Origin of the sequence: Actinoallomurus sp. NPDC052308 (assembly GCF_040679195.1) — a bacterium.
In the GTDB taxonomy this organism is placed as follows: Bacteria; Actinomycetota; Actinomycetes; order Streptosporangiales; family Streptosporangiaceae; genus Actinoallomurus; species Actinoallomurus liliacearum.
On record NZ_JBFAUM010000034.1, the window covers coordinates 61062 to 77664 of the forward strand.

Annotated in this window: 14 protein-coding genes; all 14 read left to right on the plus strand. The window is 72.6% G+C overall.

Annotated elements, in window-relative coordinates; all coding sequences use genetic code 11:
- Window positions 1-21 precede the first annotated feature (21 nt).
- The 14 genes from AB0L00_RS40670 to AB0L00_RS40735 all read left to right on the plus strand — a co-directional run bounded on the left by AB0L00_RS40670 (window position 22) and on the right by AB0L00_RS40735 (window position 16548).
- The gene (locus tag AB0L00_RS40670) at window positions 22-1554 is read left to right on the plus strand and encodes a UDP-N-acetylmuramoyl-L-alanyl-D-glutamate--2,6-diaminopimelate ligase (protein WP_364443017.1); all 1533 of its coding nucleotides are present in this window, start codon (window positions 22-24) and stop codon (window positions 1552-1554) included.
- A gap of 63 nt (window positions 1555-1617) precedes the next feature.
- Complete coding sequence (murF, locus tag AB0L00_RS40675) at window positions 1618-3015, plus strand: UDP-N-acetylmuramoyl-tripeptide--D-alanyl-D-alanine ligase (RefSeq protein ID WP_364443001.1); 1398 nt, start codon at window positions 1618-1620, stop codon at window positions 3013-3015.
- Window positions 3012-4070 (plus strand): phospho-N-acetylmuramoyl-pentapeptide-transferase, encoded by a 1059-nt coding sequence (gene mraY / locus AB0L00_RS40680; RefSeq protein ID WP_345363880.1) that lies wholly within the window; start codon window positions 3012-3014, stop codon window positions 4068-4070. The genes murF and mraY overlap by 4 nt, the downstream gene beginning before the upstream one ends.
- A complete protein-coding gene (murD, locus tag AB0L00_RS40685; RefSeq protein ID WP_364443003.1) occupies window positions 4070-5461 on the plus strand; it encodes a UDP-N-acetylmuramoyl-L-alanine--D-glutamate ligase in 1392 nt (463 codons plus the stop codon). Before mraY ends, murD begins: the two co-directional genes overlap by 1 nt.
- A gap of 42 nt (window positions 5462-5503) precedes the next feature.
- Window positions 5504-6760: a putative lipid II flippase FtsW gene (gene ftsW, locus AB0L00_RS40690; RefSeq protein WP_364443004.1), complete on the plus strand. Its 1257-nt coding sequence runs from the start codon at window positions 5504-5506 to the stop codon at window positions 6758-6760.
- A 49-nt stretch (window positions 6761-6809) separates the two neighbouring features.
- A complete protein-coding gene (murG, locus tag AB0L00_RS40695; protein ID WP_364443005.1) occupies window positions 6810-7901 on the plus strand; it encodes an undecaprenyldiphospho-muramoylpentapeptide beta-N-acetylglucosaminyltransferase in 1092 nt (363 codons plus the stop codon).
- Window positions 7898-9295, plus strand: a complete 1398-nt coding sequence (gene murC, locus AB0L00_RS40700) for a UDP-N-acetylmuramate--L-alanine ligase (RefSeq protein WP_364443006.1) — start codon at window positions 7898-7900, stop codon at window positions 9293-9295. The genes murG and murC overlap by 4 nt, the downstream gene beginning before the upstream one ends.
- A 71-nt stretch (window positions 9296-9366) precedes the next feature.
- On the plus strand, window positions 9367-10143 hold the full coding sequence (locus AB0L00_RS40705; protein WP_345363888.1) for an FtsQ-type POTRA domain-containing protein: 777 nt from the start codon (window positions 9367-9369) through the stop codon (window positions 10141-10143).
- Between the two features lie 452 nt (window positions 10144-10595).
- Window positions 10596-12029 (plus strand): cell division protein FtsZ, encoded by a 1434-nt coding sequence (gene ftsZ, locus AB0L00_RS40710; protein WP_364443008.1) that lies wholly within the window; start codon window positions 10596-10598, stop codon window positions 12027-12029.
- Between the two features lie 30 nt (window positions 12030-12059).
- Entirely contained in the window at window positions 12060-12758 is a 699-nt protein-coding gene (locus AB0L00_RS40715) for a YggS family pyridoxal phosphate-dependent enzyme (protein ID WP_364443009.1), read from the plus strand.
- 101 nt (window positions 12759-12859) lie between these two features.
- A complete protein-coding gene (gene sepF / locus AB0L00_RS40720) occupies window positions 12860-13378 on the plus strand; it encodes a cell division protein SepF (protein ID WP_345363866.1) in 519 nt (172 codons plus the stop codon).
- A 21-nt stretch (window positions 13379-13399) separates the two neighbouring features.
- Window positions 13400-13681, plus strand: coding sequence for a YggT family protein (locus tag AB0L00_RS40725; protein WP_252783080.1), 282 nt, complete (start codon window positions 13400-13402; stop codon window positions 13679-13681).
- Window positions 13682-13731: 50 nt separating this feature from the next.
- Window positions 13732-14679, plus strand: a complete 948-nt coding sequence (locus tag AB0L00_RS40730) for a DivIVA domain-containing protein (protein WP_364443011.1) — start codon at window positions 13732-13734, stop codon at window positions 14677-14679.
- A 135-nt stretch (window positions 14680-14814) separates the two neighbouring features.
- On the plus strand, window positions 14815-16548 hold the full coding sequence (locus AB0L00_RS40735) for a hypothetical protein (protein WP_364443012.1): 1734 nt from the start codon (window positions 14815-14817) through the stop codon (window positions 16546-16548).
- Window positions 16549-16603: the final 55 nt, after the last annotated feature.

The window sequence follows — 16603 nt, forward strand, 5'->3', positions numbered from 1 at the left end:
AACAGACCCGATCCCGATCTCATGCGACCCAAGACCGTCCCCGCCCGCCCGCTGTCCGGGCTGGTCTCGCTCCTCGGCCTGACCGTGGGGGGTGAGCCGGTGCCGGGGATGGTCACCGGTGTGACGCACGACTCCCGGAAGGTCCGGCCGGGCGACCTGTACGCCGCGCTGCCGGGCAGCCGCTTCCACGGCGCCGTGTTCGCGGCGCAGGCCGCCGACGCGGGCGCCACCGGGATCCTCACGGACCGGGAGGGCCGCATCCGGGCCGAGAAGTCGGGGTTGCCGGTGCTCGTCGTGGACGACCCGCGCGCGGTGCTCGGCCGGGTGGCGTCCTGGGTGTACGGCGACCCGGCGCGCGACCTGACCCTGCTGGGCGTCACCGGAACGAGCGGCAAGTCCACCACGACGTTCCTGCTGGAGGCGGGCCTGCGGGCCGCCGGGCACGAGACGGGCCTGGTCGGCGGGATCGAGATCCGCGTCGGCGGCGAGGTCCTGCCGAGCGCGCTGACCACCCCGGAGGCCACCGACCTGCACGGCCTGTTCGCGCTGATGCGCGAGCGCGGCGTGACCGCGGCGGCCATGGAGGTCTCCAGCCACGCGCTGGACTTCGGCCGGGTGGGCGGCGCCTGGTACGAGGTCGCCGTGTTCACGAACCTGTCGCAGGACCACCTCGACCATCACCCGACGATGGAGGACTACTTCGCCGCGAAGGCCCGGCTGTTCACCCCCGAGTACAGCCGGATCGGCGTCGTCAACGTGGACGACGACTGGGGCCGGCGGCTGACCGGGATCGCGGGCATTCCCATCACGACGTTCTCCGCGGCCGGCGACCCCGACGCGGACTGGCGGGCGGCCGACGTACGCCTGCGCCCGGACGGCAGCGACTTCCGGGTGGTGGGCCCGGGCGGGGTGGAGGCCGACGCGCGGGTGCCGCTGCCCGGCCCGTTCAACGTCGCCAACGCGCTCGGCGCGATCGTGGCGCTGGTCGAGTCGGGGATCTCCCTGCAGACGGCGGTGCGCGGCGTCGGCGACCTGCCGGGGGTGCCCGGACGGCTGGAGCGCGTCGACGAGGGCCAGGAGTTCGCCGCGCTCGTCGACTACGCGCACAAGCCCGGCGCCGTCCAGGCCGTCCTGGAGACCCTCAGGCCGCTCGTCGCCGACGACGGACGCCTGATCATCGTGCTCGGCTGCGGCGGCGACCGCGACACCGGCAAACGTCCTGTCATGGGAGAACTCGCCGCGCGCCTGGCCGACGTGGCGGTCTTCACCAACGACAACCCGCGCACCGAGGACCCCTGGGCCGTCCTCACCGCTATGGTCGAGGGGATACTCACCGTGCCGGAGAGCGAGCGCGCGCACGTGATCGTGGAGCCCGACCGGGCCGCGGCGATCGCTCTGGCGGCCGGCCGGGCACGGCGCGGCGACGTCGTCGTCGTCGCCGGCAAGGGTCATGAACAGGGGCAGTATGTCGGCGGTGCGGTCCTCCCCTTCGACGACCGCGAGGTCATGCGGCGCGTCCTGCGCGCACGCCGGGAGCGACACGATGACCGGTGAGCGCACGGCACGCGGCGTGCCGTCGCACCGACCGACCATTCGGACATCCGGCAAGGAGCAGACTTGATCCCACTTTCGCTCGCGAGGATCGCGGAGATCACCCGGGGCAGGATGGACGGTGCGTCCCCTGAGACGGTCGTGAGCGGACCCGTCGTCATCGACTCGCGGCAGGCCGGGCCCGGCGCGCTGTTCGTCGCGTTCCGGGGAGAGCGCGCGGACGGGCACGACTTCGCCGTCCAGGCGGTCGAGGCCGGCGCGGCGGCGGTGCTCGCCGAGCGGCCGGTCGGCGTTCCCGCGATCGTCGTCGACGACGTCCTGACCGCCCTCGGCGCGCTCGCCCGCGCGGTGGTCGACCGGCTGCCCGAGACGACCGTGATCGGCGTCACCGGGTCGGCGGGCAAGACCTCGACCAAGGACCTCCTCGCGCGGCTCACCGGCCGGCTCGGACCGGCCGTGGCCCCGCCCGGGTCGTTCAACAACGAGATCGGCCACCCGCTCACCGTGCTGCGCGCCGACGAGGGCACGCGCTACCTCGTGCTGGAGATGGGCGCCCGGGGACTCGGGCACATCGCCCACCTCGCGCGCGTCGCGCGCCCCGACATCGGCGTCGTGCTGAACGTCGGCAGCGCCCACATCGGGGAGTTCGGCAGCCGGGAGGTCGTCGCGAAGGCCAAGGGCGAGCTGGTGGAGGCGCTGCCCCCGCAGGGCGTGGCCGTGCTCAACGCCGACGACCCCCTCGTACGGGCGATGGCGGCCCGCACCTCCGCGCGGATCACGCTGTTCGGGCGGGCGCCGGAGGCGGACGTGCGGGCCGAGGACGAGTCCCTCGACGACGCCGGCCGGCCGCGCTTCACCCTGGTCACCCCGACGGGGTCGGCCGCGGTCGCGCTCCGGCTGTACGGCGCGCACACGGTGAGCAACGCGCTCGCCGCGGCGACGGTCGCCCACGAGCTCGGGATGCCGGTCGCCGACATCGCCGAGGCGCTGTCGGAGGCGACGCCGGCCAGCCGCTGGCGGATGGAGGTCACCGAACGCCCCGACGGCGTGACCGTGATCAACGACGCGTACAACGCCAACCCCGAGTCGGTACGCTCGGCGCTCGACACCCTGGTGCACATGGCCCGTGACCGGCGGGCCTTCGCCGTGCTCGGCGAAATGGCGGAGCTGGGTGCGGCGACGGTGAGTGAGCACGAGAGGATCGGTACCCACGCGGCGCGGGGCGGCGTGACGGGGCTGATCGCCGTCGGCGAGACCGCCGCGTCCGTGCTGCAGGGTGCTGGACAAGTCGGGTCATGGACGGGAGAAGGCGTGCGGGTCGAGGATGCCGACGCGGCGGTGGCCGCGCTGGGCGAGAGACTGCGGCCGGGTGACGTCGTGCTCGTGAAGGGCTCACGCGTCGCCGGGCTGGAGAAGGTCGCCCAGGCAGTGCTGGAGATGTCCGAAGGGGGGCACGAGGCGTGAGGACCATTCTGGTCGCGTCGGCCCTCTCCCTGATCATCGGACTGCTCGGCACGCCGGTGTGGATCCGTGTCGTCCGCCGTCTCGGGTACGGCCAGATGATCCGCGAGGAGGGGCCGGAGGCGCACCTCAGCAAGCGGGGCACGCCGACCATGGGCGGCACCGTGTTCATCATCGGGTCGCTGATCGCGTACTTCGTCGCCCACGTGGTGACGGGCACGCAGCCGACGGTGTCCGGTGCGCTGGTGCTGTTCCTGATGACCGGCCTGGGCATGGTCGGGTTCGTCGACGACTACATCAAGGTCTTCAAGCAGCGCAGCCTGGGTCTGCGCAGCGGGGCCAAGATGATCGGCATCATCATCGTCGGCGTGATCTTCGCGCTGCTGTCGCTGCGCTTCCCGAACGCCTACGGGGCCACCCCGGCCAACCCGTACCTGTCGTTCCTGCGCGACTTCGGCCCGCCGATCGGGCCGTACCTCTTTGTGATCTGGGCGCTGCTGATGATCGCGGGCACGTCCAACGCGGTGAACCTCACCGACGGACTGGACGGCCTCGCGGGCGGCGCGGTCGGCACGGTGCTCGGGGCGTACGTCCTCATCGGCAACTGGCAGCTGCGCAACAGCTGCTTCTACGTCGGGCTGGGCCCGACCTGTTACACGGTCCGAGATCCGCTCGACCTGGCCGTCGTCGCGGCGGCCGTGCTGGGCGCCCTCGTCGGCTTCCTGTGGTGGAACGCCCCGCCGGCCCGCATCTTCATGGGCGACACCGGCTCGCTCGGCCTCGGCGGCGTGATCGTCGGTCTGGCCGTGATGACCCGCACCGAGCTGCTGTTCATCATCCTCGGCGGGCTGCCGGTCCTCATCACCCTGTCGGTGATCATCCAGGTCGGGTCGTTCAAGCTGACCCGAAAACGGGTCTTCAAGATGGCGCCGCTGCAGCACCACTTCGAGCTGTCAGGCTGGGCCGAGACGACGATCGTGGTGCGGTTCTGGCTGATCTCCCTGCTGTGCGTGGCGGCGGGCCTGTCGTTGTTCTACATCGAATGGATGCCGAACTGATGACCGCCTGGAAGGACCTGCGGGTGTGCGTGGCGGGCGCCGGCCTGTCCGGCCGCGCCGCCGCCCGCGTCCTGGCCGCCCGCGGCGCCGACGTCACGCTCGTCGACGCGCGGGACGACGAGTCGCTGCTGGCCAAGGCCGCCGTTCCCGGCGTCACCGTACGCCTCGGCGACGGCGAGAGCCTGCCGCCGGGCACCGAGCTGGTCGTCACCTCGCCCGGCTGGCGCCCCACCGCTCCGCTGCTGCGGGCCGCCGCCGAGGCCGGTGTCGAGGTCATCGGCGAGGTCGAGCTCGCCTGGCGGCTGCGCGGGCCGGACGCGCCGCCGTGGCTGGCCATCACCGGCACCGACGGCAAGACCACGGTCGTGCGGATGCTGGCCCGGATGCTCGAGGCGGCCGGGCACCGGACGGTCGCGGTCGGCAACGTCGGCACCCCGATCGTCGAGGTGGTCGCCGGCGGCGACGGCGCGGACCCCGAGCCGTACGACGTGCTGGCCGTCGAGCTGTCCAGCTTCCAGCTGCACTGGTCCAGCTCGATCCGGCCGCTCGCCGCGACCGTCCTCAACGTCGCGCCCGACCACATCGACTGGCACGGCTCGTTCGAGGAGTACGCCGCGGCCAAGGGCAAGATCTTCGCGCCCGGCACCCTCGCGGTGGTCAACGCCGACGACGAGTGGTCCGTACGCCTCGGGGAGGGCGCCGAGCGCTCCGTCGGCTTCACGCTCGGCGTGCCCAGCCCCGGCCGGCTCGGCGTCGTCGAGGAGCTCCTCGTCGACCGGGCGTTCACCGGCGACCCGGTACGCGAGGCGGTCGAGCTGGCCGAGCTGACGGACGTCCGGCCGTTCGCGCCGCACAACGTCGCCAACGCCCTCGCCGCCGCCGCGCTGGCCCGCGCGTTCGACGCGCCGCCGGAGGCCGTACGGGAGGGCCTGCGCCGGTTCCGGCCCGACCCGCACCGGATCGAGCACGTCGCCACGGTCGCCGACGTGGACTACGTCAACGATTCCAAGGCCACCAACCCGCACGCGGCGGCCGCCTCCCTGGCGGCCTTCCGCTCGATCGTGTGGATCGCCGGCGGGCTCCTCAAGGGCGCCGACGTGGACGAGCTCGTGCGCTCGTGCGCCGACCGGCTGCGCGGGGTCGTCCTGATGGGCGCCGACCGCGCCCGGCTCGCCGAGGCACTCGCGCGACACGCCCCGGATGTCCCGGTCGTGGACGTCGCCGACACCGACACTGGTGCCATGGACCGCGTCGTGACCGAGGCGGCCCGGCTGGCCCGACCCGGCGACACCGTGCTGCTGGCCCCCGTCGGGGCCTCCATGGACATGTTCACCGGGTATCCGGCGCGAGGAGAGGCGTTCGCGGCGGCCGTGGGCCGGCTCGCCGAGTGAGCCCCGCGTCCGCGGGGTCCGCGTGAGGAGGAGGAGCCGACCGTGAGCGGGGCCTACGTCGAGGAGGAGGAGCCGCGGTCGGGGCCGCGGGCCTGGGCGTCCGGAGTCGCCGGCCTGTTCGACCGCCCGCTCACCTCCTACTACCTGGTGCTCGGCAGCTCGCTGCTGCTGCTGGCCCTCGGCATGGTCATGGTGCTGTCGGCCTCGAGCATCCGCCAGTACCAGAACACCGGGTCGGCGTTCACCCTCTTCGAGAAGCAGGCGCTGTGGGTCGGCATCGGGCTGCCGCTGATGTGGATCGCCGCCCGGCTCCCGGCCAAGACGTTCCGCACGGCGGCCTACCCGCTGATGCTGCTGTCGGCGCTGGCCCTCATCGTCGCGCTCACCCCCGGCCTGGGGCAGAGCGCCAACGGCGCGCAGCGCTGGATCAGCTTCGGCGGGCCGTTCCAGCTCCAGCCCTCCGAGCCGGCCAAGCTGGCCCTCGTGCTGTGGGGCGCCGACCTGCTGGCCCGCAAGGAGAAGCTGCGCCAGCTCACCGACTGGCGGCAGCTGCTGATCCCGTTGCTGCCGGGCACGGGCGTCCTCGTGCTGCTCATCATGATGGGCAGCGACCTCGGGACGACCATCGTGCTGCTGATCATCTTCCTGGCCCTGCTGTGGGTCGTCGGCGCCCCGGGCCGGCTCTTCGTCGGCATGGCGGGCGTGACGAGCGTCCTGATCTCCATCCTCATCCTCGTCGAGCCGTACCGCCTCGCGCGGCTCACCGGCTTCCTCGACCAGTCCGGCAACCAGATGACCACCAACTACCAGGGGCTCCAGGGCCTGTACGCCATCGCCTCGGGCGGCGTGCTCGGCACCGGGCTCGGCGAGGGCCGGGCGAAGTGGAACTACCTGCCCCACCCCGAGACCGACTTCATCTTCGCCATCATCGGCGAGGAGCTCGGCCTGATCGGCACGCTGGTCGTGCTCGGCCTGTTCGGCGTGCTCGCGTACGCCGGCCTGCGGATCGCCCGGCGCGTCAAGGATCCCTTCATGCGGCTCGCCGCGTCCGGCGCGACCGCCTGGCTGATCGGTCAGGCCATCATCAACATCGGCGCGGTGATCGGCGTCCTGCCCATTACGGGCATCCCGCTGCCGCTGGTGTCGTACGGTGGGTCCGCCCTCATCCCGACCTTGTTCGTGCTGGGCATGCTGCTGTCGTTCGCCAAACGCGAGCCCGGCGCCCGGCAGGCCCTCGCCGCACGTGGTCCGGGACCGGCCCTGATGGCTCTAAGCTGGCTGGGCCTGGCAAAGCGCTGAGGGTGTTGAGCCGGTGACGGAGCGAGTCGATTTGAGCAGGAGCGCGAGCATGAGGGTTGTCCTGGCCGGTGGCGGCACAGCCGGACATATCGAACCCGCCCTGGCCCTCGCCGACGCGTTGCGCCGGGAGGATCCCGGCGTCCAGGTGACCTGTCTGGGCACCGAGCGGGGCCTGGAGTCCCGCATCGTGCCCCAGCGAGGCTACGAGCTCGCGATGATCCCGCCGGTCCCGCTGCCGCGGACGCTGACGCCCCGGCTGCTGACCGTGCCCGGCCGGCTCGCGGGCGCGATCAACGCCGCGGCGGCCATCCTGGACCGCACGCAGGCCGACGTGCTCGTCGGCTTCGGCGGCTACGTCGCCACCCCCGGTTACCTCGCCGCGCGCCGCCGCAAGATCCCCATCGTCGTGCACGAGGCGAACCCGCGGCCGGGCCTGGCCAACCGCCTCGGCGCCCGCTTCACCGACAACGTCGCGGTGGCGGCGGCCGACACCCCGCTGCCGCACGCCGAGGTCGTCGGCATCCCGCTGCGCCGCGAGATCTCCACCCTGGACCGGCTCGGCATGGGCGACAAGGCGCGGGCCCACTTCGGCCTGCGCTCGGACCTGCCGACGCTGCTGGTGTTCGGCGGTTCGCAGGGCGCCCGCTCGCTGAACCGCGCGGTCGGCGAGGCCGTCCCGCAGCTGCGGCAGGCCGGCATCCAGATCCTGCACATCGTCGGCCCGAAGAACCTCGCCGAGCCGGAGTTCACCCCCGACGATCCGGCGTACATCATGCTGCCGTACTGCGACCGGATGGACCTCGCGTACGCCGCGGCCGACTTCGCCATGTGCCGGGCCGGCGCCATCACCTGCGCCGAGCTGACCGCCGTCGGGCTGCCCGCGGCGTACGTCCCGCTGCCCATCGGCAACGGCGAGCAACGGCTCAACGCCGAGCCGATCGTCCGGGGCGGCGGCGGCCTCCTCATCGAGGACGGCGAGCTCACCGCCGACTGGATCCGGGCGAACGTCCTTCCCATCCTCGGCGACGCCGAGCGGGTCGCGATCATGTCCGAGGCGGCCGCGCGCATGGGCCGCCGGGACGCCGACGTCGCCCTGGCCCGCCTCGTCGCCCGCGTCGTCGCCCAAGGACCCACCGCATGAGCCTCGTCACGCCTGTTGAGATCGTGCCCGCCGACCGGCTGGGCAAGGTGCACTTCGTCGGAGTCGGCGGGGCGGGCATGTCCGGGATCGCGCGCATCATGCTCGGGCGCGGCATCCCGGTCTCCGGCAGCGACGCCAAGGACTCCGACCTGCTGCGCGAGCTGCGCGAGCTCGGCGCGACGACGTACGTCGGGCACGCCGCCGAGCACGTCGGCGACGCCGCGACGGTCGTCGTCTCCACCGCGATCCGCGAGACCAATCCGGAGCTGGCCGCCGCCCGCGAGCGCGGCCTGCGGGTCCTGCACCGCGCGGCGGCGCTGGCGTCGCTGATGGCGGGCCGCCGCGCCCTCGCCGTGGCCGGCACGCACGGCAAGACCACGACCACCTCGATGCTGACCGTGGCCCTGCAGCACGCCGGGGCCGACCCGTCGTACTGCATCGGCGGCCAGCTCGTCACCACCGGCCTGGGCGCCGGTGAGGGGTCCGGCGACCTGTTCGTCGCGGAGGCGGACGAGAGCGACGGGTCGTTCCTGATGTTCACGCCGCACGCCGCGATCGTCACCAACGTCGAGGCCGATCACCTGGACAACTACGGCGGCTTCGAGCAGGTCCAGGAGACCTTCGCCGACTTCGTCGGACGGATCGAGGCGGGCGGCCTGCTGGTCGTCTGCGCCGACGACCCCGGAGCGCGGGCGCTGGGCGAGGCGGGCACGCGGCGCGGGCTCACCGTCCGCACGTACGGCGAGGCGCCCGAGGCCGACTACCGCATCGAGGGCTTCACGCCGCGCGGGCTGGGCTCGCGGTTCACCGTGACGGGCCGGGAGCTCACGCTGGCCGTTCCCGGTCGGCACAACGCGCAGAACGCCGCCGCCGCGTACGCCGTGGCCGTCGAGCTGGGCGTCGACGCCGGCGCGGTCGCCGAGGGCCTGGCCGGGTTCGGCGGAGCCCGGCGCCGTCTCGAGCCGAAGGGCGAGGTCGGCGGCGTCAAGGTGTTCGACAGCTACGCCCACCACCCGACCGAGCTCGCCGCCGACCTGCGGGCCACCCGCGACTACGTCGAGGAGCTCGGCGGCGGCCGCATCGTCGCGGTCTTCCAGCCGCACCTGTTCAGCCGCACCAAGTTCTTCGCCGCCGAGTTCGGCGCCGCGCTGGGGCTCGCCGACGAGGCGGTCGTCCTCGACGTCTACCCGGCGCGCGAGGACCCGATCCCCGGGGTGACGGGTGAGCTGGTCGTCAAGGCGGTCCCGCACGGCCGGGTGACGTACGAGCCCGACGAAAGCGCGGTGGCCGGGCGTGTCGCGGCCATGGCCGCCCCCGGGGACGTCATCATCACGATGGGCGCCGGCGACGTGACCAGGCTCGGCCCGGAGATCCTCCGGCTGCTCGGCGGCTGAGCGGTCGGCTCATCCGGGTGCACGCCCGCTCGGTGGCGCGGGCGCCGCGGAGCGAGTGAGGAGGCGTGACGATGGACGCGGAGGGCGTTCCGGGGGCCGTGGGGACGGGTTCCGACGCGCCGGGATCGGGCGAGGACGCGCCGGACCGGCCGCAGCGGCCCGCCCGCCGTCGTCCCAACCGGTGGAAGGTGCTGTTCGTCGGGCTCTTCGTGGCGGGCGTCCTCGGCACGGCCACGTGGGTCCTGCTGGGGTCGCGGCTGCTCGTCGTTCGGCGGATCGACGTCACGGGGGAGCGGCTCGTCTCCCGCGAGGAGGTGCTCGCCGCGGCGCGGGTGCACCTCGGCGAGCCCCTGGCCAGGCTCGACACCGGCGTCGTCCGCGATCGGGTGGAGGCGGTGCAGGCGGTGGAGACCGCCCGCGTCGAACGCCGGTGGCCGACCACGGTCCACATCGTCGTACGGGAGCGCACGCCGATCGTCGTGGCCCAGCACGACAATCGGTACCTCCAGATCGACCGGTACGGCGTGACCGTCGTCGCGTCCGCCGCCCGGCCGCGCGGGCTCCCGGTGCTCGATGTGGCGAACCCCACGCAGAGCGATCCCGCGCTGCGGACCGGGCTGTCCGTCGTACGGGCCCTGCCCTCCTGGCTGGGCCGTCAGGTGGTCGGCGTGGACGTCCCGTCGACCGAGGCGGTGAGCCTGCGGCTGGCGGACGGCGTCACCGTCGTGTGGGGCGCCGCGGAGCGCGGACCGGAGAAGCTCCGGCTGCTGCGCGGTCTGCTGGACCGGTCGCCGCGCGGGGTCAGGACGATCGACGTGAGCTCCCCGGAGGTCGTCACCACCAGGTAGCCGAAACGATGGATCGCGCTCACCCGAGATCGGCGTCCGCCGGGACGGGGCCGTCCTTCGGACCGGCCGAGGTGGTCGCTCCGGAGACGCGGATTCGCCCGGGCGGGATGGGCCGGGTGGGTGCTGCCGGCCCGCACCGGTGCCTTCGAGTAGCGAACGATCCTCGGTCGCGGGACACTTGTCCTCGCGCGGCGGGTGGGAACGGCGCGCACCGGATCGGATGAATTGGGATGACTGGGGTGTCGCGCGACACGCCGGTGTGCTCAGGGCCGGGTTAGTTGACCCTGCAGTGGGGCGCCCCTACTGTCCGTATCAGCCCTAGGTTGACATAACTGTAAGTCTCAACTTGAGGGTGAGGGTTCCGGCCCAACAAAGTACGTGAATTCAGTAAGAAACACCGGAGCGGCGGCACGCCGGCCGGTTCGATAGAGCGAGCGGAAGGGCCCCTCGTCGTGGCAGCACCGCAGAATTACCTGGCGGTCATCAAGGTCGTCGGCATCGGCGGCGGCGGCGTCAACGCCGTCAACCGGATGATCGAAGAGGGGCTCAAGGGTGTCGAGTTCATCGCGATCAACACGGATGCCCAGGCGCTGCTGATGAGCGACGCCGACGTCAAGCTCGACGTCGGCCGTGAACTGACCCGTGGTCTCGGCGCGGGTGCCAATCCCGACGTCGGGCGCAAGGCGGCCGAGGACCACCGTGAGGAGATCGAGGAGGTCCTCAAGGGGGCCGACATGGTCTTCGTCACGGCCGGAGAGGGCGGCGGCACCGGCACCGGAGGCGCTCCGGTGGTGGCCAACATCGCCCGTTCCCTGGGCGCCCTGACGATCGGCGTGGTCACCCGCCCCTTCAGCTTCGAGGGCAAGCGGCGCGCGATGCAGGCCGAGGCCGGCATAGAGACGCTCCGCGACGAGGTCGACACGCTCATCGTCATCCCGAACGACCGGCTGCTGTCGATCTCCGACCGCCAAGTGAGCGTGCTGGACGCGTTCAAGGCGGCCGACCAGGTGCTCCTCTCCGGTGTTCAGGGCATCACGGACCTGATCACCACGCCGGGTCTGATCAACCTCGACTTCGCCGACGTCAAGTCGGTGATGTCCGGGGCCGGCTCCGCGCTCATGGGCATCGGCTCCGCCCGCGGGGACGACCGGTCGGTCGCCGCCGCCGAGATGGCGATCTCCAGCCCGCTGCTGGAGGCCAGCATCGACGGCGCCCATGGCGTCCTGCTGTCGATCTCCGGCGGGTCGGACCTCGGCCTCTTCGAGATCAACGAGGCGGCGCAGCTCGTGTCCAACGCGGCCGCGCCCGACGCGAACATCATCTTCGGTGCGGTCATCGACGACGCCCTGGGCGACGAGGTCCGGGTGACCGTGATCGCCGCGGGCTTCGACGAGATCCGGCCGCAGAGCGCCCCGGCGCCCCAGGCGGAGCCGAAGCGGCTGGCGCCGCCCCGCCCGGCCATGGCGACTTCGCCCGTGACGCCGCCCCGCCCGGTGACCCCGCCCGCCGCGCCGCCGCCCGCGCCGCCGCGGGTCGCCGCTGTCCCTCCACCGGCGCCCGCTCCCGCGCAGCACCGGGAGCCCGGCCCGTCCTCGGCTGCCGGAGTGGCCAAGCCGGCGGAGGCGAAGCAGGACCCGCCGAAGGCCGACCCTCCCAAGCACGCCGACACCAAGCCCGAGCCGGTGGCCGACAAGCCGGCGGAGAGCACGGCCGACGGCGGAGCGACGCCGCCGCGTCCGGCCTCCGGCGAGACAGCGGTCCGCCCTAAGGTGCCGCGGCCGGCCTCCGAGCCGACCGCGGCGCGCCTCGGCACCGACCCGGTCCGCCGCCGCCCCGTCGTCTTCGACGAGGACGACGACCTGGACGTCCCGGACTTCCTCAAGTAACGATGCTCAGCCGGTGAAGCACGACCAGTGATGTCCAGCCGCGAAGACCAACTGACCGCGAACCTCGCGGCCGTCCGTGAGCGTGTCGCCAAGGCGTGCGCCGCGGCCGGCCGCTCCGTCGATGAGGTCACCGTGATCGCGGTGACGAAGACCTTCCCCGCCTCGGACGTGCGCCTGCTGTCCGGGCTCGGCGTCACCGACGTCGCGGAGAACCGCGACCAGGAGGCGTCCGCCAAGGCCGCCGAGTGCCGCGACCTGCCGCTGCGGTGGCACTTCGTCGGGCAGTTGCAGACCAACAAGGTCCGCTCGGTGGCCTCCTACTCCGACGTCGTGCACTCGGTCGACCGGGAGCGCCTCGTGACGGCACTGTCGCGCGCGGCCACCCAGGCGGACCGGTCGCTGCACTGTCTCGTCCAGGTGGCGCTCGACGACGCCGAGGGCCGGGGCGGCGTCCGGCCCGGCGGAGTGCCGGCGCTGGCCGACGCGATCGCCTCCACGCCCGGCCTCACGCTCGGCGGCGTCATGGCGGTCGCGCCCCTGGGCGGCGATCCCGCCGCGGCCTTCGGCCGGCTGGCGGAGGTCGCCGCCGCGCTACGCGCCGCTCACCCCGGAGCGACCATGATTTCTGCCGGAATGAGCGGGGATCTGGAAGAAGCGGTCGCGTGTGGTGCGACACACGTCCGAGTCGGTACGGCGTTGCTCGGAGGACGACGGGCAATCGTCAGGTAATGTCCCCACCGTGGACCTTGGCGTCCGCGCTTAAACGTAACGATCGGCGAGCGGAAGCTTCCCGCAGGAATTCTCCTGTCGGCGGACGACGGAGGGGGCGTATGGCCAGCGCGATGCGCAAGATGGCGGTCTACCTCGGCCTCGTGGAGGACGACCGCTACGACGACGATTACGATGATTACGACGTCTACGACGACGAGGCCGTCGAGCGGCGTCGGCTCGAGCGCGGTTCCGACGAATCCGCCGGGCAGCCTACCGGAGTCCAGGCGCCCGCCGAGGAGGAGCAGAAGCCGTTCGGGCCGGAGCGGCGCCCCCCAGTTGGGGAGTCAGCGGTGTCCGACCTCGCTCGTATCACTACGCTTCACCCCAGGACCTACAACGAGGCCCGCACGATCGGAGAGCACTTCCGAGAGGGGACCCCGGTGATCATGAACCTCACCGAGATGGTCGACAGTGACGCGAAGCGTCTCGTCGACTTCGCGGCTGGTCTCATATTCGGCCTGCACGGAAGCATCGAGCGTGTTACGAACAAGGTGTTCCTGTTGTCCCCAGCCAACGTCGAGGTGACCGCCGAGGACAAGGCCCGTATGGCAGAACGAGGGTTCTTCAATCAGAGCTGACAGCCACAAGCGAGAGTGTTCGTGAATCTTGGAAATTACCTGAGCATCCCGCTGTACCTCTTCCTGCTCTTCCTCATCGGCAGGATGGTCTTCGAGACGCTTCAGGCGTTCGCCCGGTCGTGGCGGCCCCGAGGGGTGGTGCTGGTGCTGGCGGAGGCCACATACACCGTCACCGATCCACCTCTCAAGCTCCTACGCCGTTTCATCCCGTCCGTCCGGCTGGGTAACGTTGCACTCGACCTGAGCTTCACGGTTCTCTTCTTCGTGGTCTGGTTCTTGATCATCATTGTCCAGCCGCTCTGATCGGGTACCGTCCGTTCGGGGACAGACTCCAAGCGCGCCAAGGAGACCAGATGCCGCTGACACCCGCGGATGTGCGGAACAAGCAGTTCAGTACAACCCGGCTCCGGCCGGGCTACGACGAAGAGGAGGTCGACGCGTTCCTCGATGAGGTCGAGGCCGAGCTCGACCGGCTCATCCAGGAGAACGAGGAGCTGCGCGCCAAGCTGGCCGAGTGCCTTCGTGGCAAGGTGCCGGCGATGGCCGCTCCGATCGTCGAACCCAAGCCGGAGATCACGCATCTGCCCGAACCGCCCAAGCCGCCGGAGCCGAAGCCCGAGCACGAGCCGATGATGGGCGGTCTCGGCCTGCCTCCCGCCCCGCAGGCGCCGCCGCCTCCACCTCCGCCGATGGCCACGCCCGGCGAGGACAACATGGACACGGCCGCCCGCGTGCTCGCCCTGGCCCAGCAGACCGCCGACCAGGCGATCGCCGACGCCCGCCGCGAGGCCGACGAGACGCTGGGGCGTGCCCGGCGTGAGGCCGAGGACATCCTCGGCAAGGCCCGCCGGCAGTCCGAGCAGATCGTCAGCGAGGCCCGCGCCCGCGCCGAGTCGCTCGAGCGGGACGCGCAGGAGCGGCACCGTCAGGCCATGGGCTCCCTCGTCCAGCAGCGCGAGGAGCTCGAGCGCATGGTCGAGGACCTGAACCTCTTCGAGCGCGAGTACCGCAGCCGTCTCAAGGCCTACCTCGAGGGTCAGCTTCGCGAGCTGGAGGCCGGCAGCCACGCCGGGCCGTTCGGCGGACCGGGCAACACGGGTCCCCAGCCGGCCCAGCCCGCCGTCCCCCCGCCGCCGCAGCAGCAGCACGTCGAGGGGCCGCGCAACGGCCAGCCGGGCATCGGCCCGGGCAACACCGGAGCGAACCCCTTCCCGCAGCAGCCGCAGGCCGAGCCGCAGCACGCTCAGCACGGCGCCACCGGGAGCTTCCACACCGCCGACAACCCGCACGACCGGCGCTGAGCACGGCCACGCGGTTCCGGACCGACGGTCATGTCCGAAACCAAGTGGTAGCGGGTTGGAGGCGGCCGAACCGACCGAAGTTGCGCTAGCGTTGCTGCGCACCTCCGGTACGACGGTTGGTAGAGGGAGACCTGTGTGATCATCCTGAGTGGCGTGCTCGTCGTCCTGGCGATCGCTCTTCTTGTGACGGGCATCGTCACGGGCAACACCGGGCATGAGATTCTCGGTCTTGACGGGCTGAAGCTGATCTACGTGTCGATCGGCGTCAGCATCGTTTCCGCCCTCTTCCTCGCCGTCGGGGTGTTCCTCCGGCGCAAGGAACTCTTCGGCACCACCGCGGCCCCGGCGAACGCCAAGGCGTCCGCCGGCCGGGCGACCGCCAGGCCGGTCAAGGCCAAGGCACGGGTCGGAGCGGGAGATGACGCGGCGATCGTTCCGGCGACGTCGGCCTCCGCGACCGATGTGCCCGCCGAGACCACCGTCTACGTGGTCCCGGGCCGTAAGCGCTACCACCTGGAGACCTGCCGTCAGCTCGCGGGCCGCGACAAGGAGGAGCTCACCTTCGTCGAGGCGCGGGAGGAGGGCTTCACGCCCTGCACCGCCTGCCTGCCCGACACGGCGCTCGCCGCGCGTGCCGCCCTCACCGAGACCATCGAGGAGCGGTCGGCCGACACCGGCACGGTCGCCGACACCAGGCCGCAGAGCGCGGCTCTGGAGCCCATTGAGGTCACCCGGACCGACATTCCGGTCACCCCAGCCCTCCCCGCCGCCGAGCGGCCGTCCAGGGAGCGCGACGCCCTCACGGGCGGCCCGGCCACCACCGGCGGAACCGAGGCGACAGAGCAGCCTGAGACGGACGTCCGCGACGCGGAGTCCACCACGGTCGAGCCGGCCGACGCCGAGCACACGACCGCCGACGCCCCCGAGGAGTCACTCGCCGAGCGCTCGAGGCGACACGGCCGGTCCCTTTTCGAACCCCTGGACCGTACGGACGCCGACGAGACGGCCGACGGCGCCGCGGCAGCCGCGAAGACCGACACCGGCGCATCGGACACCGAGCACCGCGACGACGAGCCCACGACGGCCCGCTCCGCGGACGAGCCCGAGCCCGCTGAGCCCCAGGACGAGACCGCCGAGCCCGCAGAGGCGGCGACGACGCGCGAAACGGCCCGGCCCGAGCCCGCCGACCGGAACACCGCAGAGCCCGCGACCGCAGCGGACGAGGACACGGAGCCGGAGGCCGGCGAGCCGGAGGCCACCGCGGCCGAGGCCACGGACCTTCAGGACTCCGCTCACCCGGACACCGAGACGGACGACGCCGCTGCGCCCGAGCCCGCGGCCGAGGAGCCCGAGCCCGAGCCGTCCGATGAGCACGGCGAGCAGGACGAGGAGCCCGCCGCGGATGAGCCCGCGGCCGAGGAGCCCGCGAGCGAGGAGGCCGCAGCCGCCGCCCCCGCTCCGCCGGAGGCCGCCGACGACGCGGACGCCGAGCCCGATGACGACGCCGCCGAGCAGTCGCCGGAGCCCGCCGCCGACGCCGACACCGCGCAGACCGACGAGGTCGACGAGGCCGACGAAGCCGATGAGGCTGACAAGCGGGACAAGGCCGAGAAGACCGCGACGAGCGACGAGACGGCGAAGGCCGCGCCTGCGGACGACTCGGACGACTCGGAGGACTCCGACGACGCCGTGGCCTCAAGCGGACCGACCGTACGCATCCTGAGCGGCACCAAGCGATACCACCGGTCGGACTGCGCGCTGATCGAGGACATCGCCGACGACGCCGACGACCTGGAGAGCCTGTCGCGGGAGGCGGCCCGGGAGCGTGGCTGCACCCCCTGCCTGGTCTGCCAGCCAGACGACGACTGACACGCGCACGCGCGCGGCCCTCGGACGCGACCTGGGCCCGGCCGCCGGCCGGGCC

Bases quoted from the DNA above. Each gene is read 5' to 3' on its own strand.
- AB0L00_RS40670 (WP_364443017.1), top strand. From the start codon at position 22: ATGCGACCCAAGACCGTCCCCGCCCGCCCGCTGTCCGGGCTGGTCTCG.
- AB0L00_RS40715 (WP_364443009.1), top strand. From the start codon at position 12,060: ATGTCCAGCCGCGAAGACCAACTGACCGCGAACCTCGCGGCCGTCCGT.
- murD (WP_364443003.1), top strand. From the start codon at position 4,070: ATGACCGCCTGGAAGGACCTGCGGGTGTGCGTGGCGGGCGCCGGCCTG.
- murG (WP_364443005.1), top strand. From the start codon at position 6,810: ATGAGGGTTGTCCTGGCCGGTGGCGGCACAGCCGGACATATCGAACCC.
- sepF (WP_345363866.1), top strand. From the start codon at position 12,860: ATGGCCAGCGCGATGCGCAAGATGGCGGTCTACCTCGGCCTCGTGGAG.
- murC (WP_364443006.1), top strand. From the start codon at position 7,898: ATGAGCCTCGTCACGCCTGTTGAGATCGTGCCCGCCGACCGGCTGGGC.
- AB0L00_RS40730 (WP_364443011.1), top strand. From the start codon at position 13,732: ATGCCGCTGACACCCGCGGATGTGCGGAACAAGCAGTTCAGTACAACC.
- AB0L00_RS40705 (WP_345363888.1), top strand. From the start codon at position 9,367: ATGGACGCGGAGGGCGTTCCGGGGGCCGTGGGGACGGGTTCCGACGCG.